This is a genomic window from Mesorhizobium erdmanii USDA 3471, assembly GCF_000472705.1.
GTDB lineage: Bacteria > Pseudomonadota > Alphaproteobacteria > Rhizobiales > Rhizobiaceae > Mesorhizobium > Mesorhizobium erdmanii.
This window is the reverse complement of record NZ_AXAE01000014.1, coordinates 155468-179653: the sequence shown is the minus strand read 5'-3', so window position 1 is coordinate 179653 and position 24186 is coordinate 155468. Positions and strand designations below refer to the sequence as shown.

28 protein-coding genes and 1 pseudogene are annotated in these 24186 nt (G+C 63.7%); 14 read left to right on the top strand and 15 right to left on the bottom strand.

The genetic code is table 11. The features are described from left to right. Positions 1-43: 43 nt before the first annotated feature. The 5 genes from A3AU_RS0111385 to A3AU_RS0111365 form a co-directional block, all read right to left on the bottom strand. Positions 44-838 carry an inositol monophosphatase family protein gene (locus A3AU_RS0111385; protein ID WP_027052930.1) on the bottom strand — a complete coding sequence of 265 codons (795 nt, stop codon included), beginning with the start codon at positions 836-838 and terminating at the stop codon, positions 44-46. A gap of 82 nt (positions 839-920) precedes the next feature. Beyond that, positions 921-1922 (bottom strand): LLM class flavin-dependent oxidoreductase, encoded by a 1002-nt coding sequence (locus A3AU_RS0111380; RefSeq protein ID WP_027052929.1) that lies wholly within the window; start codon positions 1920-1922, stop codon positions 921-923. Beyond that, entirely contained in the window at positions 1919-2752 is an 834-nt protein-coding gene (locus A3AU_RS0111375; protein ID WP_027052928.1) for an arylamine N-acetyltransferase family protein, read from the bottom strand. The genes A3AU_RS0111380 and A3AU_RS0111375 overlap by 4 nt, the downstream gene beginning before the upstream one ends. Positions 2753-2825: 73 nt before the next feature. Continuing rightward, positions 2826-3995: an AI-2E family transporter gene (locus A3AU_RS0111370; protein WP_032917191.1), complete on the bottom strand. Its 1170-nt coding sequence runs from the start codon at positions 3993-3995 to the stop codon at positions 2826-2828. A 123-nt stretch (positions 3996-4118) separates the two neighbouring features. Beyond that, the gene (locus A3AU_RS0111365; RefSeq protein WP_027052926.1) at positions 4119-5180 is read right to left on the bottom strand and encodes an LLM class flavin-dependent oxidoreductase; all 1062 of its coding nucleotides are present in this window, start codon (positions 5178-5180) and stop codon (positions 4119-4121) included. Positions 5181-5402: 222 nt separating this feature from the next. Here A3AU_RS0111365 and A3AU_RS0111360 point away from each other — a divergent pair, with 222 nt between their 5' ends. Beyond that, complete coding sequence (locus A3AU_RS0111360) at positions 5403-5831, top strand: DUF6481 family protein (RefSeq protein WP_027052925.1); 429 nt, start codon at positions 5403-5405, stop codon at positions 5829-5831. Between the two features lie 80 nt (positions 5832-5911). Here the strand turns inward: A3AU_RS0111360 and sugE are convergent, their stop codons facing one another. Next, a complete protein-coding gene (gene sugE, locus A3AU_RS0111355; RefSeq protein WP_027052924.1) occupies positions 5912-6226 on the bottom strand; it encodes a quaternary ammonium compound efflux SMR transporter SugE in 315 nt (104 codons plus the stop codon). A gap of 214 nt (positions 6227-6440) precedes the next feature. After that, complete coding sequence (locus A3AU_RS1000000140745; protein ID WP_081294966.1) at positions 6441-6566, bottom strand: hypothetical protein; 126 nt, start codon at positions 6564-6566, stop codon at positions 6441-6443. A 212-nt stretch (positions 6567-6778) separates the two neighbouring features. Here A3AU_RS1000000140745 and A3AU_RS0111345 point away from each other — a divergent pair, with 212 nt between their 5' ends. From A3AU_RS0111345 to A3AU_RS0111330, 4 genes are all read left to right on the top strand, one after another. Further along, on the top strand, positions 6779-7588 hold the full coding sequence (locus tag A3AU_RS0111345) for a transglutaminase-like domain-containing protein (protein ID WP_027052923.1): 810 nt from the start codon (positions 6779-6781) through the stop codon (positions 7586-7588). A gap of 114 nt (positions 7589-7702) precedes the next feature. Further along, positions 7703-8656: a cation diffusion facilitator family transporter gene (locus A3AU_RS0111340; protein ID WP_027052922.1), complete on the top strand. Its 954-nt coding sequence runs from the start codon at positions 7703-7705 to the stop codon at positions 8654-8656. Between the two features lie 75 nt (positions 8657-8731). Continuing rightward, on the top strand, positions 8732-9136 hold the full coding sequence (locus A3AU_RS0111335) for a GFA family protein (protein WP_027052921.1): 405 nt from the start codon (positions 8732-8734) through the stop codon (positions 9134-9136). 67 nt (positions 9137-9203) lie between these two features. Continuing rightward, positions 9204-10016: a class I SAM-dependent methyltransferase gene (locus tag A3AU_RS0111330; protein WP_027052920.1), complete on the top strand. Its 813-nt coding sequence runs from the start codon at positions 9204-9206 to the stop codon at positions 10014-10016. Positions 10017-10031: 15 nt separating this feature from the next. Here A3AU_RS0111330 and A3AU_RS0111325 read toward each other — a convergent pair whose 3' ends face one another. Further along, positions 10032-11297 carry a DNA recombination protein RmuC gene (locus A3AU_RS0111325; protein WP_027052919.1) on the bottom strand — a complete coding sequence of 422 codons (1266 nt, stop codon included), beginning with the start codon at positions 11295-11297 and terminating at the stop codon, positions 10032-10034. Between the two features lie 103 nt (positions 11298-11400). Here A3AU_RS0111325 and def point away from each other — a divergent pair, with 103 nt between their 5' ends. The 4 genes from def to truA are packed head-to-tail and all read left to right on the top strand — an operon-like array spanning position 11401 to position 14180. Beyond that, positions 11401-11931, top strand: coding sequence for a peptide deformylase (gene def / locus A3AU_RS0111320; RefSeq protein ID WP_027052918.1), 531 nt, complete (start codon positions 11401-11403; stop codon positions 11929-11931). Positions 11932-11934: 3 nt separating this feature from the next. Then, positions 11935-12906, top strand: a complete 972-nt coding sequence (gene fmt, locus A3AU_RS0111315; RefSeq protein WP_027052917.1) for a methionyl-tRNA formyltransferase — start codon at positions 11935-11937, stop codon at positions 12904-12906. After that, a complete protein-coding gene (locus A3AU_RS0111310; RefSeq protein ID WP_027052916.1) occupies positions 12903-13409 on the top strand; it encodes a GNAT family N-acetyltransferase in 507 nt (168 codons plus the stop codon). The genes fmt and A3AU_RS0111310 overlap by 4 nt, the downstream gene beginning before the upstream one ends. Before the next feature lie 24 nt (positions 13410-13433). Beyond that, a complete protein-coding gene (truA, locus tag A3AU_RS0111305) occupies positions 13434-14180 on the top strand; it encodes a tRNA pseudouridine(38-40) synthase TruA (RefSeq protein ID WP_027052915.1) in 747 nt (248 codons plus the stop codon). A gap of 16 nt (positions 14181-14196) precedes the next feature. Here the strand turns inward: truA and A3AU_RS0111300 are convergent, their stop codons facing one another. After that, complete coding sequence (locus A3AU_RS0111300; protein ID WP_027052914.1) at positions 14197-14829, bottom strand: hypothetical protein; 633 nt, start codon at positions 14827-14829, stop codon at positions 14197-14199. Between the two features lie 5 nt (positions 14830-14834). Next, positions 14835-16028 carry a succinyl-diaminopimelate desuccinylase gene (gene dapE / locus A3AU_RS0111295; RefSeq protein ID WP_027052913.1) on the bottom strand — a complete coding sequence of 398 codons (1194 nt, stop codon included), beginning with the start codon at positions 16026-16028 and terminating at the stop codon, positions 14835-14837. A 121-nt stretch (positions 16029-16149) separates the two neighbouring features. Between dapE and A3AU_RS1000000137780 the strand changes: the two are divergent. Beyond that, positions 16150-17208: pseudogene (locus tag A3AU_RS1000000137780) on the top strand (2-dehydropantoate 2-reductase); the annotation flags it as partial. Here A3AU_RS1000000137780 and A3AU_RS0111280 read toward each other — a convergent pair. From A3AU_RS0111280 to dapD, 4 genes are all read right to left on the bottom strand, one after another. Then, positions 17111-17884 carry a hypothetical protein gene (locus A3AU_RS0111280; RefSeq protein ID WP_027052910.1) on the bottom strand — a complete coding sequence of 258 codons (774 nt, stop codon included), beginning with the start codon at positions 17882-17884 and terminating at the stop codon, positions 17111-17113. The pseudogene A3AU_RS1000000137780 and the gene A3AU_RS0111280 overlap by 98 nt on opposite strands. Before the next feature lie 127 nt (positions 17885-18011). Beyond that, on the bottom strand, positions 18012-18389 hold the full coding sequence (locus tag A3AU_RS0111270; RefSeq protein WP_027052909.1) for a DUF805 domain-containing protein: 378 nt from the start codon (positions 18387-18389) through the stop codon (positions 18012-18014). Beyond that, the gene (locus A3AU_RS0111265) at positions 18382-18744 is read right to left on the bottom strand and encodes a DUF805 domain-containing protein (RefSeq protein WP_027052908.1); all 363 of its coding nucleotides are present in this window, start codon (positions 18742-18744) and stop codon (positions 18382-18384) included. Before A3AU_RS0111265 ends, A3AU_RS0111270 begins: the two co-directional genes overlap by 8 nt. 72 nt (positions 18745-18816) lie before the next feature. After that, positions 18817-19671, bottom strand: a complete 855-nt coding sequence (gene dapD / locus A3AU_RS0111260; protein WP_027052907.1) for a 2,3,4,5-tetrahydropyridine-2,6-dicarboxylate N-succinyltransferase — start codon at positions 19669-19671, stop codon at positions 18817-18819. Between the two features lie 144 nt (positions 19672-19815). Between dapD and A3AU_RS0111255 the strand changes: the two genes are divergently transcribed. Next, on the top strand, positions 19816-20661 hold the full coding sequence (locus A3AU_RS0111255) for an LOG family protein (RefSeq protein ID WP_027052906.1): 846 nt from the start codon (positions 19816-19818) through the stop codon (positions 20659-20661). Positions 20662-20719: 58 nt separating this feature from the next. Here A3AU_RS0111255 and A3AU_RS0111250 read toward each other — a convergent pair whose 3' ends face one another. Beyond that, positions 20720-21424, bottom strand: coding sequence for a pyrimidine 5'-nucleotidase (locus A3AU_RS0111250; protein WP_027052905.1), 705 nt, complete (start codon positions 21422-21424; stop codon positions 20720-20722). Between the two features lie 162 nt (positions 21425-21586). Between A3AU_RS0111250 and A3AU_RS0111245 the strand changes: the two genes are divergently transcribed. The 3 genes from A3AU_RS0111245 to A3AU_RS0111235 all read left to right on the top strand — a co-directional run bounded on the left by A3AU_RS0111245 (position 21587) and on the right by A3AU_RS0111235 (position 24134). Further along, entirely contained in the window at positions 21587-22348 is a 762-nt protein-coding gene (locus tag A3AU_RS0111245) for a GGDEF domain-containing protein (protein WP_027052904.1), read from the top strand. 173 nt (positions 22349-22521) lie between these two features. Next, on the top strand, positions 22522-22698 hold the full coding sequence (locus A3AU_RS1000000139815; protein WP_081709497.1) for a hypothetical protein: 177 nt from the start codon (positions 22522-22524) through the stop codon (positions 22696-22698). After that, positions 22695-24134: a GMC family oxidoreductase gene (locus A3AU_RS0111235; RefSeq protein WP_027052903.1), complete on the top strand. Its 1440-nt coding sequence runs from the start codon at positions 22695-22697 to the stop codon at positions 24132-24134. The genes A3AU_RS1000000139815 and A3AU_RS0111235 overlap by 4 nt, the downstream gene beginning before the upstream one ends. The last annotated feature ends 52 nt before the right edge of the window (positions 24135-24186 follow it).

Genomic DNA, 24186 nt, shown 5'->3' with positions numbered 1-24186 from the left:
ATTCGCGCCGAACGGTCGCGGCAATAATGCAGAACGTGGGCGCTTAAGCCGCGAACACGCCTGAACACAGCGCCTGCAGTTTCGAAAAGACACCCTTGCCACCTGATATGACCTGTGTGCCGCTTTGCAGCACCGTCTTGGGATCTGCCTTCAGAACCGTGCCGCCGGCCTCCTCGATCAGCAGCATGCCGGCCAGGCAGTCCCAGGCATTCATGTGTTCCTCGACATAGCCAAGAAGCCGGCCCGAGGCGACGTAGGCCAGCATCAGGGCGCCGGACGCGTTGCGGAAGAAGACACCGCCTTCGGCGAGGATCTTCTTGATCAGCACGGCGATGTTGTCGGCCTCGGCGCGGTTCGAGAATCCGGTCCCCACCGATCCTTCTTCAAGGCTGGTCGCCGCACTCGTCTTGATCGGCCTGCCGTTGACGAAGGCGCCGCCGCCGAGCCGGCCGTGGAACGTCTCGCCGGTCGATGGTTCATGAATGACGCCGACGGCCGTCTCGCCGTCCTTTGCGCAAGCGATCACCACGCACCAGGCAGGAATGCCGCGCACGAAATTGGCGGTGCCGTCGATGGGATCGATGACCCAGACATAGCCGGTCGAACCTGCGACCGAGGCATGTTCCTCGCCGACGATGCCGTCTTGCGGATAGTCGGTAGCGATGGCCGCGCGGATGAACAGCTCGACCTCGCGGTCGGCTTGCGAGACCAGGTCTTGATGGCCCTTGCTCTCGATGGTCAGGCTTTCCAGATCGCGGAAATATTTGAGCCCAAGCTCGCCTGCCCGCCGCGCTAGGTCGATGGCGAACTGCGTGCGGGCGTCAAGATCAAGGGTCATGGGAAAGCTCGCTCTTGCCTCTGGATGCTCCGCACTTAGCAGAGCATCGCTACCGACAAAAGGACCCGGCGAGACACAAACATCAGGCCGCCTGGGACAGCGATTTGTGCGCCTCGGCCAGGATCTCGAACGACCGCACCCGCGCAGCGTGGTCGAATATCTGCGCGGTGACCATCAGCTCGTCGGCGCCGGTGCGGCGCACAAAGGCGTCGATGCCCTGGCGGACCGTTTCGGGAGAGCCGACGACGGCGCAGGACAACGCCTGGCCGAGCATGGTCTTGGCCATCGGGTCGAGATCGCGATCATAGTTCTCGACCGGCGGCGGCAGTCGTCCCGGCCGGCCGGTGCGCAGATTGACGAAGGCCTGCTGCAGCGAAGTGAACAGCAGGCGCGCCTCGGCATCGGTAGGCGCGGCAAAGACATTGAGGCCGAGCATGACATGCGGCTTGTCGAGCTGTTCCGACGGCTGGAAGCGCGAACGGTAGATGTCCAGCGCGTGATCGAGCTCGGCCGGCGCGAAATGCGAGGCAAAGGCATAGGGCAGGCCGAGCATGGCGGCGAGCTGCGCGCCATAGAGGCTGGAGCCGAGAATCCAGATCGGCACATTCTGGCCCTCGCCTGGCACGGCCCTGATGCGCTGGCCTTCCTCGGCCGGGAGGAAATAACCCATCAGTTCGACGACATCCTGCGGAAAATTGTCGGCGCCGGCCTCGAGATTGCGGCGCAAGGCGCGCGCGGTGTTCATGTCGGTGCCGGGGGCCCGGCCGAGGCCTAGATCGATGCGGCCGGGAAACAAGGCGGCCAGCGTGCCGAACTGCTCGGCGATGACCAGCGGCGCATGATTGGGCAGCATGATGCCGCCGGCGCCAACGCGAATGGTCCTGGTGCCGCCGGCGACATGGGCGATGACCACGGATGTGGCGGCGCTGGCGATGCCCGGCATGTTGTGATGCTCGGCCAGCCAGTAGCGCTTGTAGCCCAGCCGCTCGGCATGGCGGGCAAGATCGAGCGAGTTGGCCAGCGACTGCGAGGCATCGCTGCCTTCGACGATCGGCGACAGGTCGAGAACGGACAGTTCGGTCATGCGTTGGTCTCCACGATCTTCTTTTCACGCACCTTGGCCTCGAAGGCCGCGCGGTCGGGAATGATGATGCCGAGCGGACCTTCCAGCGTGTCGGCGAGTTCGGCGGCGGTGGCTATCTCCGTCTGCTCGGTGCGGCCGCCAAGGTGGTGGATCGACAGGCGGTTGCCGCGCAACGCATAGCGGCGGTCCGGCGCGGCGCGTGCGGCAATGACGGAGGAGAGGAAATGCGATGTCGGGCTGGTCGACAGGAAGTAGTTGGTGACGGAATAGTCGACCTCGTATTGCGGCTGCAGGTCGAAGCGGTAAAGCGAGCGCCAGTCGCCGCCGATCAAGGCCTGCAGGCGGAAGTGATCGTCGGCCTCGACAATGCGGAATGTCTCGTGCGGGGTTCTTTGTTCCAGGCCCGGTTCGAGCAGCAGTGGCGCGGTCAGGGTCAGGCCGCCGAAGCCGACATCGGCGATATGGGTGCGGCCATCGAGTTCGACGCGCAGCAGCATGTGGCCGCGTGCGGTGATGGCGTCCTCGCTCTGGCCCCAGAGCACACGCGCGGCCAGGCCGCCGACCTGAAAACCAAGCGCCCTCAGCGCGTGCATGAGGAGCAAATTGTGTTCGAAGCAATAGCCGCCGCGTCCCCCGACGACGATCTTGTCCCGCAGCGCGGCAAGGTCGAGGCGGACCGGGTGGCCAAGAAACGGATCCATGTTCTCGAAGGCGATCGCCTGCGGATGCAGGAAATGCAGCGCCAGCAGCGTGTCCAGCGAGGCATCCCTGGAACCGATATGGCCGATGCGAGCGAAATAGGCGTCGAGGTCGAAGGAAACGTCGTTCATCGGGAGGGGGCACCGGCCATTGTCCGGCCGGATATAGGCATTCGGTCGGGGCACCGCAAATATGACGGGTTGGCTACGCGGCGGCCTCGGTGTTCTCTTCTACCGGCTCGTCATCCACCACAGCGGTCTGCTGCGCGGCGAGAAAATTGCCGACATGGGCCAGCCCCTCGAAATGGTCGCAGAACACCTTGATGACGACCAGCAGCGGCACCGCCATCAGGGCGCCGACAAAGCCCCACAGCCACGACCAGAAGGCAATGGCGATGAAGATGGCCACGGCATTGATCTCCAGGCGCCTGCCGACCACCATCGGTGTCACGAACTGGCCTTCGACGATATCGCACAACAGCACGAAGGCCGGCGCCAGAAGCGCGTAGGAAATGGTGTCGAAGCTGATCAGCGCCATCACCGCGACCAGCACGATGGTCAACAGTGCGCCGACATAGGGGAGGAAGTTGAGGAGTGCGGCGGCGACGCCCCAGACAAGCGGGTTGGGCATGCCGAGCGCCCACAGGCCAAGCCCGATGACCAAGCCTAAACCGGCATTGATGATGGTGACGGTGAGCAGATAGTGCGAGATTTCGCGCTCGACGTCATAGACGACGCGCAGCGCCCGCTTCTTTTCGCTGAGGCTGGCGAAGGACTGGATGATCTTCTCGTAGAACATCGTGCCCGAAGCGAGCAGAAACAGCGACAACACAAAGATGATGGTCAGGCTTGTTCCCGCCGACAGGATGTTGCTAGCGGCCGACGAAAGGATGCCGGATTGGGCCACCGCCACCTTCTGGACGCCGGGCTCCTGCGACGTCTCGGTCAATTGTTCGATCTGATGCGAGATCTGCATCATCTTCTCGAAGGGGCGGCGCAGTTGGGCCAGCCGTTCGCCAAGCTGATGACCGATCGACGAGGTGTTGTTGATAAGCTCGATGATCGGGCCGGAAAGCAGGTAACCGGCGCTGGCGAAGACGCAGATCGACAGAAGCACCAGAAGCGTCGCCGAGACTACTTCGGGAATGCCGTGCTTGCGCAGCAGGCGCACGATCGGCGTCAAGGTCAGCGCCAGCAGGAAAGCCAGCATGACCGGCATGAAAAAGGCGCGGCCGAAATAGAGCGCATAGACGCTCATGAAGATGAAGATGCCTACCAGCAAAGAGCGCATCAGATGCGTGTCGGCACGCGCCACGGCGCGCGCTTCGGTCGCTTCGGCAGCGCCTGCGGCCAGCGCGTCGGGTTCGGGTTTCATCACAGTCCCTCGACGGCGCACCGCAATTGGTGCAACCCGTCGACCGAAAACGCCGGCACGGCTTCAAGGTTCCGTTAGCCGGCAAGCCCTAGACGGACCTTGCCCTTGGTTATGGGACGGGGCTTACGCTACCGGCGCTGCCACGGCCGGCGCGGACTTCGCCGTCTCCTTGCGCACGATCGGCGCCACTCTGGTGCCGTAGAGTTCGATCGCCTTCATGATCTTGGCGTGCGGCATGGTGCCGACCGCCATCTGCAGCAGGAAGCGGTCATTGTTGAAGATCCTGTGCTGGGCGACGATCTTTTCCGCCACCTGCTCCGGATTGCCGACGAACAGCGCGCCATCGGGACCGCGCGACTGGTCGAAATGCGCCCGCGATGTCGGGCCCCAGCCACGCTCGCGGCCGATGCGGTTCATCACCTCCGCCTGCGGGCCGTAGAAATCGTCGGCCGCCTGTTCGGTCGTCTCGGCAATGAAGCCATGCACGTTGATGCTGGTGGCGAGACCCTTGGGGTCGCTGCCGGCGCGTTTGGCCGCCTCGCGGTAGAGATCAAACAGCGGCGCGAAGCGGGCCGGCTCGCCGCCGATGATGGCAAGCGCCAGTGGCAGGCCGAGCGCGCCGGCGCGGGCAGCGGACTGTGGCGTGCCGCCAATGGCGATCCAGACCGGCAGCCTGTCCTGGAACGGCCTCGGATAGACGCCGCGATCGTTGATCGGCGCGCGCAGATTGCCGGACCAGGTGACCTTCACCTGGTCGCGGATGGCAAGCAGCAGGTCGAGCTTTTCGGCGAAGAGCTCGTCATAGTCCTCGAGATTGTAGCCGAAGAGCGGGAAGGATTCGATGAACGACCCGCGGCCGGCCATGATCTCGGCACGGCCGCCCGACAGGAGATCGAGCGTGGCGAACTGCTGGAAGACGCGCACCGGATCGTCCGAGGAGAGCACGGTGACCGCGCTGGTCAGCTTGATGCGTTTCGAGCGCTCGGCGGCAGCGGCCAGCGCCACGACCGGCGCGGAAGCGGCATAATCGGGCCGGTGATGTTCGCCGAGACCAAAGACGTCGAGACCAACCTGATCGGCCAGTTCGACCTCCTCGATCAGGTTGCGCAGCCGCTCGTGCGGGCCGATGGCGCCGGGGCCTGGTAGCGGGCTGACGTCGGCAAAAGTGTAGAGACCGAGTTCCATCTGGTGTCATCCTGGTGTGGTGATTGTTACGCTAGAGGTAGCGACGCACGCACCTGCCCGCCAGAGAGGCAGACGGTGAACAGTGCATGTCGGTTTGGGCAGGAAAAGGCGTCTCCCGGCTGCAACATCGCGGAATTTCATGGCTGGCATACCGTTTTGGCGCTTGAACTCTTGGCATTCGCGCGTATGTAAGCCTCGCAAATTGACTTCAGGGAAGTGGACTTGGCTATCTACAGGGAAAAAGACATTTTCGAGCGGCGCAATGCCGCGAACGAGGCAAAGAAGGCGCTTCTGGAGCGCTTCAAGTCAAAGCCGGCGGCAGACGATCCTGCGGTGCTGGCGCGACAGGCCGAGCGCAAGGCGATCCTCGAGGCTCGTGAAATCCGCGAAGCCGAGAAGGCAAGGCTGAAGCAGGAGAAGCTGGCACGCGAGGCGGTCGAGAAGGCCGAGCGCGAGGCAGCGGCTGAAGCGGCGCGCATTGCGGCCGAAGAGGCGGCTCAGGCTGAAGCGAAGATCAAGGAAGCCGAAGAGACCGAGCGCATCGCCCGTTTGCTGGCGGACGAGGCCGAGCGCAAGGCGAAACGCGACGCACGCTATGCGGCGCGCAAGCAGCGCACCGGCAGGACGCCTCCGGGCTTCTCGGCCCGCTAGCAGCTTCGGCGCAGCCAAGTTCGAACATTGAATCAGGGTCGCCTTGCAGCGGCCCTGAACGTGCTTGTGCGCCGGTACGGTCAGGCCGCGAACTTCAGCCCCATGATGCCGCCGACGATCAGCGCGATGCAGGCGAGCCTGATCGCGGTGGCGGGCTCGCCGAGCAGCCAGATGCCGAGCAGCGCCGTGCCGACCGTGCCGATGCCGGTCCACACCGCATAGGCGGTGCCGACGGGAAGCGCCTTCAGCGCCAGGCCGAGCAATGTAAGGCTGACGACCATCGACGCGACCGTGAGCACGGTCGGCACGAGCTTGCTGAAGCCGTCAGTGTATTTGAGGCCAATCGCCCAGCCGATTTCGAACAGGCCGGCGAAAAACAGAAGAATCCATGACATCTGGAACGCTCCATCCAGCATCGGAGCGGAGACAGAATCCGATCCGCAGACACTGGATCACAATGGGCGGGTCGTCCCGACCGCATTTCTGGGAGCGCGAGGTCGTCCCCGCGCCCGACATATAGGGCTGTCCAAACGCCCGATCAACCCGGCGGCCCCGGCGGCATTGTCGAACGCCGCCGGTGGGACTTTGCCGCGCCTGACTTGCCGCGGCCTACTTTTCCTTGATGCGCATCGCCTTGACCGGCGGCGCCTTCAGGACGGGAGCGGCTGCCGGCTTCTTGGCATCCTTCTTCGGCTTGCGGGCTTCCTTGCCTGCCTTCATCGCACCTTTAGCCATGATTCGTTCCTCCAGTTGCGGGAAGCGAAGTGAAACAAGAGAAACGCTTTGCCGCAAGGGGGCAGCGCCTGCAGCAGCAGCCGGTCGACCGCTTTCAACCGGTTTCTAATTTGCTCGTAAATCGTGGCGGTCCGTGCCAAGGTCGTTTCCGCACTGCAGCATCGACCCGTGCTTCCGCCGGGTGATCGTCAGGCAGGCCGGTCAGGACGACAATGCGGATCCACATCGGCTGCGAGATGAGCTTCGATTTCCCGCAGGAAACGCCACTCATTGCGATGCTCAACGTGCACTATTCCCGCGCCTCCGATCTCGAGCGACCGGATTTCCTGACCTCGAACCCGTCGGTGCCGATCGAAAGTTACCGCGACAGTTTCGGCAATTGGTGCAATCGCTTCGTCGCCCCGCCCGGACGCTTCACCTTCGGTACGGATGCGGTGATCCGCGACCCCGGTACGTTCGAAATGGGCGAGTTGATGGCCTGGCAGCACGAGGTGCGCGACCTGCCGGCGGACACACTGCTCTTCCTGCTGCCCAGCCGCTTCTGCGAGAGCGACCTTTTGGCCAGCGAAGCGTGGCGGCTGTTCGGCCATACGCCGCTCGGCATCCCGCGCGTGCAGGCCGTCTGCGACTTCGTCCACAATCACATCGTTTTCAACTACGGCAACGCCCGGCCGACGCGGACCGCGGCGGAAACCTATCGCGAGCAGAGCGGCGTGTGCCGCGATTTCGCCCACCTCGCCGTCACCTTCTGCAGGGCACTCAACATCCCGACGCGCTATTGCACCGGTTACATCAGCGATATCGGCATGCCGAAGCCTTGGGCAAGCATGGATTTCTGCGCGTGGATGGAGGTCTATCTCGGCGACCGCTGGCATGCCTTCGACCCGCGTAACAACGCGCCCCGCATCGGCCGGATCTTGATTGCTTCCGGCCGTGACGCGGCGGACGTGCCGTTGACCCATATTTTCGGCCCCGGCACACTTGCCGGCTTCAAAGTGTGGACCGACGAGATCGCGGCCTAGCCAGCCTTTTTTGCCTTTTTGCTGAACGTCCCGGAGTTTCACGCGTTGCGATGGCTTACGGAGCTTCGGCGGTTCGGCCGTTAAACTTGGTTGATTGAACGGGAACATCACACCATGGCCGGGCATGGCGGCTCCAAGACGGTCATCTACGCAGCGCTCGCCGGCAATCTGGCGATCGCGCTGACCAAGTTCGCCGCCGCTTTCTTCACCGGCAGCTCGGCAATGCTGTCGGAAGGCGTCCACTCGCTGGTCGATACCGGCAATGGCGGCCTGCTGCTCTACGGCATGCATCGTGCGGCGCGCCCGGCCGACCGCACACATCCGCTCGGCCATGGCCGCGAGCTCTATTTCTGGAGTTTTATTGTCGCGCTGCTGGTCTTCGCGCTGGGTGCCGGCGTGTCGTTCTACGAGGGTATCGTCCACATCATGGCGCCGGAGCCGGTCGCCAACGTCAAAGTGAACTATATCGTTCTTGGTGCTTCCTTCCTGTTCGAAGGCAGCTCCTGGCTGGTGGCGCTGAAGGAATTCCGCCGGCAGAAGGGCGGAGAAGGCTGGCTGCACGCCGTGCAATCGAGCAAGGACCCGAGCGTCTATACGGTGTTGTTCGAGGACAGCGCGGCACTGCTTGGGCTGATCGTCGCCTTTGCCGGCATATTGACGGCGGAGATGCTGGAGATGCCGGAGCTCGACGGCGCCGCCTCGATCGGCATCGCACTCATCCTCGGCGCGACGGCGATCTTCCTCGCCCGCGAAAGCAAGGGCCTGCTCATGGGCGAGCCGGCCTCGCCCGATGTGCAGAAAAAAGTGCTGGCGATCGCCCAGCAGGATCCGGCGGTGCAACGGGCGAACGGCGTGCTGACGGTTCATATGGGGCCGGAAGAAATCGTCGCCGGCCTCAGCATCGAGTTCGAGGACCATCTGGCGGCGCCAGAGATCGAGGCCTGCGTGGAACGCATCGAGGCACGGCTGAAGAAGGAGATGCCGGAGATCACGCGGCTGTTCGTCAAGCCGCAGACCACGGGGACCTGGGAACAGCGGCGCAAGCTGATCGAGGCCGCGTCGGACTAGCCCTGGACCAGAACTGCGCCGTTGCCCTGCCGCGTCGCCTTGATAAGATCGGTCGATGGATTTGGAGGAGCGACGATGAAGATCGACGGCGGCTGCCATTGCGGAGCCATTAGCTACGAGGCTGAGGTCGACCCGGAAAAGACCTCGATCTGCCACTGCACGGACTGCCAGCAACTGACCGGCACCGCCTTTCGCGTCACCGTTCCGGCGCCCGAAGATCACTACCGGATCACCAGGGGCACGCCGAAAATCTATACCAAGACCGGGGCGAGCGGCGCCAAGCGCGCCCAGGCTTTTTGCGCCGACTGCGGTTCGCACCTTTACGCCACGTCGGTCGGAGATGGCCCGAAAATCTATGGGATCCGGGTGGGCACCGCGCGGCAACGCCAGGATTTGATTCCAAGACAACAGAAGTGGCACAGATCGGCTCTGCACTGGCTGCCGGAATTCGAAGGCATGGCGACCGCCGAAGACCAATAGCAACGGTTCGCCTCGGCGGATCCAGCCATGCTATGCTGGCTCGCCATGGACACGGGTGGGTAATCGCATGTTGGAGGCCGACAAGCTCTTTTCCGGCTCGATTCCGGAAAACTACGACCGCTTTATGGTGCCGTTGATTTTCGAGCCATTCGCCGCGAACCTTGCTCAGCGAGCAGCGTCCTTCTCGCCCAGCGCCGTCCTGGAAGTCGCCGCGGGTACCGGCGTGGTCACCCGTGCCCTGGCGCCAAGGCTGTCTCCTGGCGCCAGCTATGTCGTGACCGACCTCAACCAGCCGATGCTCGATTACGCCGCTTCGCGACAGGCTCCCGACGGCCGCATCCAGTGGCGCCAAGCCGATGCCATGGCGCTGCCGTTTGAAGACGCGGCTTTCGATCTGGTCTGCTGCCAGTTCGGCGCGATGTTCTTTCCCAGCCGCCCATCCGCCTACCGCGAAGCAAGGCGGGTGCTGAAGCCCGGCGGCCGTTTTCTGTTCAACGTATGGGACCGCATCGAGGAAAATGTCTTTGCCGATGATGTGACCAATGCGCTGGCGAGGATTTTTCCGAACGATCCGCCACGCTTCCTGGCCCGCACGCCGCACGGCTACCACGATACCGCATTGATCCGCAGCGACCTCGATGAGGCAGGTTTCTCCACCGTGGCAATCGACACGAGGGCCGAACAGAGCCACGCATCGTCACCACGCATCCCTGCTGTTGCCTATTGCCAGGGAACGGTTCTTCGTACCGAAATCGAGGCCCGCGATCCCGGTAAACTCGACGCCGCGACGGACTATGCGGCATCCGCGATTGAGCAAAGACATGGCAGCGGCGCGGTTGCCGCCAAAATTCAGGCACACGTCATCGTGGCGACGGTCTAGTCTGGAATTATCCGTTCAGTCGTCGCCCTCGACGACCCGCAGCCTGAGCTGGCCGGTCTTGGAATCGGCAACGCGCGGGCCGGGACTCGCGGTCGGTGCCCGTGACGGCGTCTCGGCGCCGGCATCGCCGTCGGCCTGCGTGCCGAACTCCAGCGCCTCGATCTTCTGGCCGCGCTTGGTCACCTTCGATGTCGAGACCAGTATGTCCTCGATGTCCTTGGCCGATTGGCCGAAATGGCCCTGCAGCTTGCGCACGCGCTCGTCGACACGCGCCACATCCTCCATCAGCCGGATCACTTCGCCCTGGATCAGATGCGCCTGCTCGCGCATGCGGGCGTCCTTCAGGATCGCCTGGATGACCTGGATCGACAGCATCAGCAACGACGGCGAGACGATGACGACGCGGGCACGGTGCGCCTTGTGGACGATCGCCTCGAAATTCTCGTGGATTTCGGCGAACACCGATTCGGACGGCACGAACATGAAGGCGGTATCCTGCGTCTCGCCCTGGATCAGGTATTTTTCCGAGATATCGCGGACATGGATCTCGATGTCGCGGCGGAAGGCCTGGGCCGCGCCCTTTTGCAGTTCCGGACCATCGGCGGCGCGGATGGCATTCCAGGCTTCCAGGGGAAATTTCGCATCGATGGCAAGCGACGGCGCGCCGTTCGGCATCTTCACCAGGCAGTCCGGCCGGCTGCCGTTGGACAGCGTCGCCTGGAATTCATAGGCGCCATGCGGCAGGCCATCGGCGACGATCGCCTCCATGCGCGACTGGCCGAAGGCGCCGCGCGTCTGCTTGTTGGAGAGGATCGCCTGCAGCTGCACGACCTGGCCGGCGAGCGACTGGATGTTGCCTTGCGCGGTGTCGATGACGGCGAGCCGCTCCTGCAGTTTGGCCAGGCTCTCATGCGTGGATTTGGTCTGCTCGGTCATGGTCTGGCCGATGCGGCCGGTCATGGCGTCGAGCCGCTGGCCTATCGACTGCGTCAGCTCCGCCTGGCGAGCCCCGAACACTTCGGCGATGGCGCCCATGCGGCCCTGCATCTCGGCCTGGCTTTGCAATATGCCGGCCATCCGCACTTCCGCGTCGCGAGCATGATCGGCGGCTTCGGCCGCGGCGACGGCGCGCGCCTTGGCCGACCGCCACAGCGCGACGACCAGCGCCACGAACAGGCCGAAAAACAACAAGGCGCCGAAGGCGAGAGCGTGGCCGAGCGTGATTGTCGAGGCGCCAAGCCGCGCGACGGGCTCGGAAAGGATGGTGCTCAGATCATTCATGTGGACAGCATAGCCGATTCGTGGGGCTCGCACAGATCAAAACGTGAACGAGGCTCAGGTCCAACGGTTGACGCTTTTCGCTGGACGTCTTACGTGGGACGCCATGCCGATCAAGCCGCTCATCATCCTTCCCGATCCCATCCTGCGCCAGCTTTCCAAGCCGGTGGAGCGCGTCGACGCGCCCTTGCGCAAACTGGCCGACGACATGCTGGAGACCATGTATGACGCGCCCGGCATCGGCCTGGCGGCGATTCAGATCGGCGAGCCGCTGCGCATGCTGGTGATTGACCTCGCCAAGGAAGACGAGACGCCGGCGCCGCATGTCTTCATCAACCCGGAGATCCTGGAAAGCGCCGAAGCGCGCTCCGTCTACGAGGAAGGCTGCCTGTCGATCCCCGACTATTACGCAGAGGTCGAACGCCCCGCTTCCGTGCGGGTGAAGTATCTCGACCGCGACGGCAAGCTGCAGGAGATGGAGGCCGAGGGGCTGATGGCGACCTGCCTGCAGCACGAGATCGACCATCTCAACGGCGTGCTGTTCATCGACCACATCTCGAAGCTGAAGCGCGACATGGTGGTGAAGAAATTCAAGAAGCTCGCCAAGGACAAGGCGCCGGGCAAGCTGGTGGGATAGGGGATGCCCCTTCGCGTCATCTTCATGGGCACGCCAGAGTTTTCGGTGCCGACGCTGCGCGCCATCGCCGAAGCGGGACATGAGATAGCGGCAGCCTATACGCAACCGCCGCGCGCGGCGGGCCGCCGCGGACTGGAGCTGACGCCGTCGCCGGTGCAGCGCGAGGCCGAACGGCTGGCCATCGAGGTGCGCACGCCGACGTCGCTCAAGAGCGAAGCCGAGCAGGCTGCTTTCGGCGCCCTGCAGGCCGATATCGCCGTGGTCGTCGCCTATGGTTTGCTGCTGCCGAAGGCGATTCTGGATGCACCCCGCCTGGGCTGCATCAACGGCCATGCGTCGCTTTTGCCACGCTGGCGCGGTGCCGCACCCATCCAGCGCGCCATCATGGCTGGCGACCTGGAAAGCGGCATGATGGTGATGCGCATGGAAGAGGGCTTGGATACCGGCCCGGTCGGATTGCTTGGAAAATGCGCCATCGAACCCGATATGACGGCCGGCGATCTGCATGATCGGTTGATGAGCCTCGGCGCCACCCTGATGGTGGAAGCACTGGCGCGGCTGGAAGAGAACACCCTGACATTTACCGCGCAAGCGGCGGAAGGGGTGACTTACGCCAGAAAAATCGATAAATCCGAGACGCATGTGGATTGGACGCGGCCTGCCGCCGAGGTCCATAACCACCTTCGTGGCCTGTCGCCGTTTCCCGGCGCCTGGTCCGAAATTGACATTGGCGGCCGCGTGGAACGGCTGAAACTGCTTCGCTCGACGCTGTCCGAGGGCCAATCGCTTTCCGAAGATTTGGCGCTTTCGGACAATTTGGGCGAGTCGGGAGGAATTCTCGATGACCGGCTGACGGTCGCCTGCGGGGCAGGCGCGGTCAGGCTGGTCGAAGTTCAACGTGCGGGCGGAAAGCCCGCCGCCGCGTCGGAATTCCTGCGCGGAGCCAAGATCGTAAAAGGAATGAAGTTCTCATGAGCATGATGTCGATACGCGCGGCAACGCCGCGGGATCGCGAGGCCATTCGCCTCGTCGAGGAACACGCTTTCGGCCAGCAGGCGGAGGCCGGGCTGGTCGACGCTCTGGTGACGGGCGGTGACGCCGTCGTCGAACTGGTGGCGGAAGAAGACGGCCAGGTGGTCGGCCACATCCTGTTTTCGCGGTTGTTCGTTCAGACCGGCGGAAAGAGTGCCGCGGCCGTGGCGCTGGCGCCGCTGGCGGTGGAGCCTTCGTTCCATGGCAGCGGCATTGGCGGCGCGCTGATCCGCGAGGCGCATATCCGCCTCAGGGACGCCGGCGAGACGTTGTCCGTGGTGCTCGGCGATCCGGCCTATTACGGCCGCTTCGGTTATAGCCACGCGCGGGCCGAAAAATTCGAGAGCGAGTACCAAGGCGAAGCGCTGCAGGCGCTGTCCTGGGGCGACGCTCCAGAGGCAGGCAAGCTGGTCTATGCTTCCGCCTTCACCGCTCTCGCCGCTTAAGGCAAGAGCGTGTAGCCGCCCGGCATGCCGCGTTTTCGCCTCGACATCGAATATGACGGCAGCCTGTTTGCCGGCTGGCAGCACCAGGCCGATCAGCCTTCGGTGCAGCAGGCGATCGAGCAGGCGATCGAAAATTTCAGTGGTGAGGCGGTGCGGCTGCGCGCCGCCGGCCGCACCGACGCCGGCGTGCATGCGACCGCCCAGGTGGCGCATGCCGACCTGGCCAAGGCATGGGCTGGCGACAAGGTGCGCGATGCCATCAACGCCCATCTGCAGGCGGCGGGCGCGCATGTCGCCATCCTGAAGGCGACAATCGTCCCGGACGATTTCGACGCGCGCTTCTCGGCCACGGGCCGCCACTATCTCTACCGCATCCTCAACCGCCGTGCGCCCGCGGCGCTGGAGAAGGGCAAGGTGTGGTGGGTACCGAAGCGGCTCGACGCCGGCGCCATGCACGAGGCGGCGAAAGTGCTGCTCGGCCGGCACGACTTCACCACCTTCCGCTCGACCCAGTGCCAGGCCAACAGTCCGGTCCGGACGTTGGAGCGGCTCGATGTGAGCCGGGAGGGCGACATGATCGAGGTGAGAGCTTCGGCACGGTCCTTCCTGCATAACCAGGTCCGCTCGATGGTGGGCTCGCTCAAGCGCGTCGGCGACGGCGGCTGGACCGCCGATAACCTCAAGGCGGCACTGGAGGCGCAAGACCGCGCCGCTTGCGGCCAGGTGGCGCCGCCCGATGGGCTTTTCCTCATCGGCGTCGATTATGCCTGAAGAGAGTCCGCAGGCTCTACCCGGGGGAGAGCCCTGAAAGGCTCTGAGCCCCGATATCGTCCGGAACGGTGATGCCAAGCAGCATCTGCAGCCCGAACAGCACCAGCAGCGAAGCTATGAACATGCCGACGAAAACGGCGGTGCCGACCGCCGCGCCCTTACCGATCGTCGCGTTGGTCATGCGCCAGGTCAGCACCATCGACAGGGCAAAAAGCAGCAGCGACACAAGGCTCGAAACCTGGCTTGCCGAGGACAGGAAAAGCCTGATCAGCGCCGAGGGCAGCATCAGCCAGGCGGTGATAGCGGAGGCCCAGTTGCTGGCGACGACATAATGAACGAAGCGGCCGCCAATGCCGGCGCGCGGCGCGACGAGAGCGAGTGCGACGAGCGGCAGCACCCAGGAGCCGATATCGACCGTCGCCAGGCGCAACAGCATGCTGAAGCGGCCGGCGAAGGCGTCGGGATCGCCGATCTCGTTGGCGATGCCGACCCAGCCGACGATCAGCGCCGGTGCCGCGACGATGATGGCGAAAAAGGAATTCCAGAACCCATCGGCCGACAGGTCGAGCAGTCGCAGGCCGTCGACCTTGCCGAGCATCAGCCGCCAGGCGCCGGTTAGCGAAGCTTGGGTTTCGTCCGCCGTAAGCATGCTGCTCAGCCCTGTCCGAACCAGTCTTCGATAAAACGCAGGTAGATTCGCGTCAGTGTTTCGAGATCGGCGACGGCGACCCGCTCGTCGACCATATGCATGGTCTTGCCGACCAGGCCGAACTCGACCACCGGGCAATAATCCTTGATGAAACGCGCATCCGAGGTGCCGCCGGAAGTCGACAATGCCGGCTCCTTGCCGACCGCGGCCTTGATCGAGCCGCGAAGCGTCTCGATCAGCCTGTCGTCGCGGGTCAGGAAGACATGGCTCGGCCGGTCGCGCCAGACGAGATCGTAATCGACCGGCGTCGTCTTGCCCGGCCGATACTTCTTGCGCTCTGCCGCCTGGTCGAGCCGGTTGTGGATTTCGGCCTGAACGGTCTCGGCCGTCCATGTGTCGTTGAAGCGGATGTTGAAGGTCGCGGTCGCTTTCGCCGGAATCACATTGGTGGCCGGGTTGCCGACATCGATGGAGGTGACCTCCAGATTGGTCGGCTGGAAATCCCTGGTTCCCTTGTCGAAGACAGGATGCAGCAAGGCGTCGACCAGGCTCATCAGGCCGCGCACCGGATTGTCGGCAAGCTGCGGATAGGCGGCATGACCCTGACGGCCATTGACGATGACCGAACCTGAGAGCGAGCCGCGCCGGCCGATCTTGATCATGTCGCCGAGCGCATCCGGGTTGGTCGGTTCGCCGACGATCGAGGCGTCCCATTTTTCGCCTTTGGAAGCGGCCCATTCGAGCAGCTTGACCGTGCCATTGATGGCAGGGCCTTCCTCATCGCCGGTGACCAGCAGCGAGACCGAGCCCTTGGGGCCGCCATGCTTCTCGACATGACGCGCTATCGCCGCGACGAAGCAGGCAATGCCGCCCTTCATGTCGACCGCGCCACGACCATACATCTCGCCATTGGCGATCTCGGCGGCGAAAGGCGGATGCGTCCAGGCGGCTTCGTCGCCAACCGGCACGACATCGGTATGGCCGGCGAACATCAGATGCGGGCCGTTGCCGGACCGCCTGGCATAAAGGTTTTCGATATCGGGCGTGCCGTCTTCCGAGAAGACCGGCCGGTCGACCAGGAAGCCGAGCGGTTTCAGCATCGTTTCCAGCGCGCTCAGCGCACCGCCTTCGGCTGGTGTCACCGAGGCGCAACGGATGAGGGCGGCGAGGTTCGTGGCGGGATCAATCGGCAGCGTCATGGCAAAAGCGATAGTCGAAAGCTGAGGGCCTGTCACGGTCCGACATAGAGGCCAGCCCAATGGCCTGACACGCCGCCGACATTATGGTTTTCATGTCGTATAGTTGCCGACAGGTGCGGGGCGAGAGATGGCAAACGGGGGTAAACGGATCGTCATCGCCGGCGCCGGCAGCATAGGCTGTTATGTCGGCGGCTGCCTGGCGATAGCCGGGCGAGAGGTGATTCTGCTCGCCCGCCCGCGCATCGAGACCGCGCTGCGGCTGGGCGGATTGCGCATCAGCGACCTTGAAGGCCGCGATCGCCTGGTCGAGCCGGACCGGCTCGGCATCACCGCCAATCCGGCAGCCGCCTTGCCCGAGGCGGACGTGATCCTGGTCACCGTCAAGAGCGGCGCGACGCGGGAGATGGCCGCGCTGATCAAGGCCCATGCCCGCCCCGATGCCGTGGTGATCAGCCTGCAGAACGGCGTCGACAATGCCGACAGGCTTCGCGCCGAGCTCGGCTCGCGGACGGTGCTCGCCGGCATGGTGCCGTTCAATGTCGTGCAATCGCCGGACGGCACCTTGCCGCTGCGCGTCCACCGCGCCAGCGACGGCAAGGTGATGATCGAGGATCGCCGTCTTGCCGGCCTTCTCGACGTCCCCAGTCTTCTTGATGTCGAGGGGCTGGCCGTCGAGACGCATGGCGACATGAAGGCGGTGCTATGGGGCAAGCTTTTGATGAACCTCAACAACGCGTTGGTGGCGCTGTCCGGACTGCCGCTGGCGAGCGAACTCGCCGATCGCCGCTGGCGGCTGATCCTGGCCGGCCAGATCGACGAGGCCTTGCTGGCGATGAAGGCCACCGGCATCGAGCCGGCGCGGATCGCCGGGCTGCGGCCGGCGTTGCTGCCGAAGGTGCTGCGGCTGCCGGACTGGCTGTTCAAATTGCTGGCGCGGCGCATGCTGGCGATCGACCCTCAGGCACGCTCGTCGATGTGGGACGACCTGCAGCGCGGCCGGCCGACGGAGATCAGCGAACTGCAAGGAGCGGTGCTTGGCCTGGCCGAAAGAACAGGCACGCCGGCGCCGCTCTTGAAAAGCGTTACCGCTTTGGTGCGCGCCGCGGAAGCGGCGCGGCTTGGCTCGCCGGGACTGGCGCCGGAACAGGTTGTGCCGCCGGCTGGTTCTCGATCAGCGTGATCTTCTGCCAGATCTTGCGCGACAGGTTGGACGAAAGGTTCTCGATGTCGTTGACGCCGTCGATGACGACATCGTCATTGACCGACTGGGCGAAGAGTGCGGCGATCTTGCCGGTGATCGACAGCATTTCCGAGCAATAATCGAGGTAGCGGGCAAGATCGGCGGCATTGGTGATGCGGGCCGGCGAATGGGCCATCGGCTTGAAACTGGCCGAAAGCGCCGCCGGATCCTTGGTCAGCTGGTGCATGTCGATGACATGGATCAGCGAGCGCAGGCCGTGCAGCTGGCGGAATACCTTCTTGCGCTTGATGCGCTCCTCGGTGCGGATCAGGGCCAGCAGGCCGAGCACGGCGAGAATGCAGGTGTTGATCGATGCCTCGATGCCTTGCACCGATTGCAGGGCATCGTCATTGCCTGAAATTCGATCGAGCGGCAGGATGGTGCCGACGAAAACGAACACCAGCACCCCGGCGACGAAGGCGGCGATGATGAGGCCGCGCAGCCACCAGATCGGTTCTTCCAGCCCTTTCGCCGCCTTGGCCAGATCGCGCGACAGCGAGACCAGCTCGGCGGCGACGCCGCGCAGCCCGGCATTGGGAAAACGCTCGGCGACGCGGCCCTCCAGCCGTTCGGCGGTGTCGATGATCAGGTTCGGATCAAGCGTACGGTAGCGCATGTCCGATCGGTCCTCAGAGCATTATGCCGAAAAGTGTGAAGCGGTTTTCGGACGACATCATGCTCTATCTCTTTGATTTAGAGCCGGATTCAGATCTCAGGTCGATCCGACCTGAGATCATCCGGCTCTAGGGTTGTGCCGGCTCGTTGGTGCGCCGGCCATAACGGTTTGGCCCAGGCTGCCCTGGAAACAGGCATAACACAAGAAAGGCGACGATCGACAGCACCGGCACGAACAGGATCAACGCGGCGATGCCCGGCTTGTCGAGGTCGTGCAGCCGCTTCACCGCCAGCACGATGTTCGACCACAGCGAGGCGATGAAGGCGATGAAGAAGATGAACGACCACATGTTGCTCTCGGCCGAGCCTTCCGGCACCAGCGTGAAGCGGTAGAGTGGAAATGCCTGAATGATGGCGACCAGCAAGCCGCCAAGAAAATAGGCCGCGCGACTGACGCGGCCCGATGTCTTGAAGAAAAGCCAGGTAAGATTTGAACTGTCAGGCAAGCGGGTCCGGTCCGTATTGATTGGCACCACCAGTGCCTTGGAGGATGCCGAGTTCGACCAACAGCCAGATGCCGCCGATAACAGGTACCAGGCCGATCAGCGTCCACCAGCCCGATTTGTTGCGGTCGTGCCAGCGTTTGGCATACAGGGCAAGGGCGAAATAGATCGATGCCAGCGCGAAGAGGATGCCGATGATGCCGACCTGGGCGCCGCTGCTGGTGGTGAAACGCGTACCGAGGATCGAGTCGAGAATGAAGGCGACAATGCCGATAACGATGAACACGCCGATACCAGCCCAGAACTTGGCGCGGTTGATGCGACCGTCGAAACTCGTCAGCAGATATTTCCAGTCCATGTCACCCCTCCATGTTGAATCAGCGCGACGGATTGTCGCGCCGGCGGAAGGTGCGCCCGCTTTGCGGAAAGATCAATCGCGCAGCAATTCGTTGATCGAGGTCTTCGACCGGGTCCTGGCATCGACGCGCTTGACGATGACGGCGCTGTACAGGCTGGGGCCAGGCTCACCATTGGGCAAGGGCTTGCCCGGCAGCGAGCCGGCGACGACGACCGAATTCGGCGGCACTTCGCCGTAGAAGACCTCGCCGGTGGCGCGGTCGACGATCTTGGTCGACTGGCCGATGAAGACGCCCATGCCGAGCACCGAGCCTTCGCGCACGATGCAGCCCTCGACCACTTCCGAACGCGCGCCGATGAAGCAATTGTCCTCGATGATGGTGGGGCCGGCCTGCATCGGCTCCAGCACGCCGCCGATGCCGACGCCACCAGAAAGGTGGACATTCTTGCCGATCTGGGCGCAGGAGCCGACCGAGGCCCAGGTGTCGACCATGGTGCCGGTGTCGACATAGGCGCCGACATTGACGAAGGACGGCATCAGCACGGCGCCCGGAGCGACATAGGCGGAACGGCGCACGATCGACGACGGCACGGCGCGGAAGCCCGCCTTCTCGAAATCGACGGCGCTCCAGCCATCGAACTTCGACGGCACCTTGTCCCACCAGACTGCCTCGCCCGGGCCACCCTTGATGATCTCCATCGGGTTGAGCCGGAAGGAGAGCAGCACCGCCTTCTTCAGCCACTGGTTGACGTGCCACTTGCCGTCCGCCTGGCGTTCGGCGACGCGAGCGGCGCCGCTGTCGAGCAGGTCGAGCGCCGACTGGATGGCATCGCGCGTTTCGCCGCGGGTCGCGGTCGAAATCGTGTCGCGTTCCTCGAAGGCCCTCTCGATGGTCTTTTCGAGGCTCGCCAGATCGGGCTTCGACATGATTCCGCTCCATTACCAAGCTGTTAAGGGGCTGCGCCTTAACCTGTTTTGAAAGTCGCGCGGACCCTATGTTAAGGCTCAATGGGGGTCAATCGCGCCTGCGTCATGGGACGGCGCAAGTAAAGGAATTGGACGGTGGATTCGATGACTCCCATGGAAAAGGCGGGGTGGACCCCGCTGCCGCATTCGGACGAGGATCTGGAGCGGTCGAAAAGCGTGCCGGACACGCCGCAGACCAGGGCCGAGACCTATCGGCTGGCATGGAACGATCCCGACTTCATGACTCGGCGCGAATTGCGCGCGGTCCGGCTACAGCTGGAGCTGCTGAAGCCGGAAATGATCCTCGCCGAGCGCGGTATCCGTTCGACGGTGATCCTGTTTGGCGGCGCGCGCCTGCCGGAGCCCGGTGGCGAAGCCTGGGCGGCCAAGAACGAGACGCAGAAGAAGAACCTCGAGGCTAACAGCAAATATTACGAGGAGGCGCGCAAATTCGCGCGGCTTTGCTCGCAGCAGTCGGCCGCTTCGTACTACCGCGAATATGTCGTGGTGACCGGCGGCGGGCCTGGCGTGATGGAAGCGGGGAATCGCGGCGCCGATGACGTCGGCGCGCCATCGATCGGCCTCAACATCGTGCTGCCGCACGAGCAGGCGCCGAACGCCTATGTGACGCCGGAGCTATGTTTCAACTTCCACTATTTCGCCATCCGCAAGATGCATTTCGTCATGCGCGCCAAGGCGGTGGCGGTGTTTCCCGGCGGGTTCGGCACGATGGACGAGTTCTTCGAGACGCTGACCTTGATCCAGACCGGACGCATGGAGCGCGTTCCGGTGATCCTGTTCGGCAAGTCGTTCTGGAAGCGGGCGATCGATCTCGACTTCCTGGCCGAGCAAGGCACGATCAGCCCCGGCGACCAGGACATCATCGATTTCGTCGACACCGCCGACGAAGCCTGGGGCATTATCAGCCGGTTCTACAAATTAGGGGAGTAAGGGAGTAGGGCAGTAGGGGAAGTCAAGGCCCGAAGACACTTCCCACTGCCCTACTGCCCTACCCCTTTGCGACTATTGTCGTAAGAAACGTTGCGAGATCGTCGGTGACGAAATCGACATCGTCTTCCTGCGTGGGATCGCGCTCCCAGATCTCGGCAAAGGTCGGCTCGAAATTGCGCGGCACGACCAGCACGGTGGTCATGCCCAGCGCCTTCGGCACCTCCAGGTTGCGGGCGAGATCCTCGAACATCACGGCATTGTGGCCGGTGACGGCGTGCAGTTCGGCGAACTTCTCGTAGGTCTGGCGCGCGGGCTTGGGATTGAGATCGGCGGCGACGATATCGAAGATGTCGTCGAAATGGTCGAGGATGCCGAGCTGGCGCGCGGTGCGCTCGGCGTGCCTGCGGTCGCCATTGGTGAAAATGAACTTGCGGCCGGGAAGCTGGCGGATGGCGGTGCCGAGGACAGGATCGGGCACGAGCCATGAATAATCGATGTCGTGCACCTTCTCGAGGAAATCATCCGGATCGATGCCGTGGCGTGTCATCAGCCCGTTCAGCGTCGTGCCGTATTCGCGATAAAGCTCCTTCTGCAGCTTGCGCGCCTCCTCGCGGGGCAGCGCCAGCAATTCGCCGACATAGGCGGTCATCTTGACGTCGATCTGCGAGAACAGATTCGAATGATGCGGATAGAGCGTGTTGTCGAGGTCGAACACCCAGTCGGTGACATGGGCGAAGCGGGCGGGATCAGGCAGCGTGGTCATGCGCCCCTTATGGCATGAAACGGGGAATCCGAAAGGGACTTTATCCACAACTTTCACGCGCTTTCAGTGGCAGAAATGGTCCTACGATTCAAATTTTAAGCAACCGGGAAAGGTGGCCTTCAGGGCTTGCTGGCACAGAGACAGTCCTGTGGGGAGCCCGCGATGAACAGCATCATTCTGAAATCCGCCGCTATCGCTTTCGCCTCCGTCGCCGCCTCCCTTCTTCTGACGCTGATCATCGTTCCCGCCTTGGGATTCCCGGTCAACCGGACGATTTGGCTTGCCTCGACGCTCTGTCCGCTGGTGCTTGCCTGGGTGGCCTGCGCCAGCACCTTCTGGCAGAGCGACAGGTTGAAAAACGCGCATCGCGAACTTGCCCGCGCGCACGCCCAGCTCGCCGCGGCGCACCGCCGCCTGTCGGAGAAGGCGAGCCGTGACGACATGACCGGGATGCTCAACCGGGAAAGTTTCTTTGCCGCGCTGGATGGTTCACGGCGCAAGTCCGACCGCGGCGCGCTGCTGATCATCGACGCCGATCATTTCAAGAAGATCAATGACAGTTTCGGTCACCTGACTGGCGACGACGCGCTGCTGTTGATCGCCAGCGCCATCGAGCGAGGCGTGCGCAGCGGCGACGTGCTCGGCCGCATCGGCGGCGAGGAATTCTGCGCGTTTCTGGTCGGAGCCACCGAGCAGGAGGCCAAGCGCGTCGCCGAGCGCATTCGCCGCGAGGTCGAGTTGATCCGTTTCCGACCCGTGGACGAACGCACCATTCCACTGACCGTCAGCATCGGCGGCACCGTCTGTGGCGAGGATGTCACCGTATCGGAACTGATGCGCGCCGCGGACCAGCGCCTCTACCAAGCCAAGCATCGGGGCCGCAACCTGACGATCCTCGATACGGACATCTCAGCCGCCGCTTGAGCCGACCGATCCGGCACAACCGGCCTGTTAAGGAATTTCTAACCCTGTTTGCATTCGGTTGTGCCGCCTCACTGCCTTGAGGCCGGGCTTGGCACGATACTGGCTTCCATGACGATGCGTGTGCCGTTCGGGGAATGTCATGCGGATCGAAGCCCCTATCCGAGAGACCTGTCATGAGTTTCTTCATCAAGAAAATGCCGCGCCGCATGATCGTCCAGGCGCTGGTCGCCCTGCCTGCCCTGTCCCTGTTCCGCAAGCTGCCCGAGGCCGATGCCGGTCCATCCCAAGTCGATCAGAATGAGATCGTCGTGGTCAATGGCTGGATCCTGAAGCGAAGCGACCTGGCATGATCTTCGACAGCTATAACGCGTATCGCGCCGCCAACTTCAAACCCAAGGTCTGCATCCTCGGTTCGGGCCCGGCCGGCACCACCGTTGCCCGCAAGCTGGGTGCCGCCGGCATCCCGGTCGTGGTGCTGGAAGCCGGCTCGCGGGAGTTCAGCGACGAGTCGCAGGACTTCTACCGTGGAGCCAAAGTCGGCGATTTCTATTTCGACCTAGATATCACCAGGCTGCGGTACATGGGCGGCAGCTCCAACCACTGGGCCGGCTGGTGCCGCGTGCTCGACAAACTGGATTTCGAGCCGAAGGTGTGGGCGCCGGATACGGGCTGGCCGATCCGCCGTACCGACATCGAACCCTTTCTGCCGGAAGTGCGCGATATACTCGACCTTCCCGAATTCCGGCCGGATGTGCCAATCTCGGACGACATACGCTGGGTGCAGTTGATCAAGAGCCCGGCGGTGCGCTTTGCCGAAAAATTCGCCGACGAACTCGACAAGAGCAGGAACATCGCCGTCGTGCTCAACACCTACGCCACCGAACTCGCGGGTGACGGCAAGACGGTGACGGGCGCCCGGCTGTGGTCGAACGGCCAGGATGCCGGTACCTTCAGCGCCGACTACTTCATTACCTGCACCGGCGGGCTGGAGAATTCGCGGCTGCTTCTGTGGTCGAACCAGCGGTCCAACGGCGGTGTCGTGCCCAATGCGGCAGCGCTTGGCCGCTACTGGATGGAACATCCGACCTTCGAGGGCGGCAATGCCATCCTGGCCAACTATGACGAGTTCGAGGTCGATGCCGTCAACGAGGCCTTCTTCTCGCCGACGCTTGCGGCGATGCAGCGCCTTCAGATCATGAACTTCGGCATCCGGCTGATCGAGACGCCCTATGCCGGCGTCAAGAGGCTGATCGCCGACCTCGCCTGCACCGCGCCCGACGCGGCCGAATGGGCCGCTTATCAGCTCAGCCAGAATCTGCGCTGCGCGGCCCAGCTCTATGTCGCCTGGGAGCAGGCGCCGCTCGCCTCCAACCAGATCGAACTGTCGAAGACCGATGTCGATCATGCCGGCGTGCCGCGCATCGAACTGCACTGGAAGAAATCGGAACTGGAACGCCGCACGCTGGTCGAAGGCCTGAAACTGTTCGGCACGACGCTGATCGAGAAGGATCTTGGCCGCGTCCGCCTCATGGACTGGATTGCCAACGGCGAGGACTATCCGACCAACGAGGAAACCGCCGGACACCACCACATGGGCGGCACGCGCATGGGCACCGATCTCACCAGGAGCGTGGTGGACGCCGACTGCAAGGTGCATGGCATGGACAATCTCTATGTCGGCGGTTCCTCGGTGTTCTGCACATCCGGTCAAGCCAACCCGACGACGACGATCACCGCGCTGGCCTGCCGGCTGGGCGAACATCTGAGCAAGGTGGTCGCGGTCTGAGCGGCCTGCGCAAAACTGCACCATGACCTTGAAGCATCCCGGCGCCAATGAA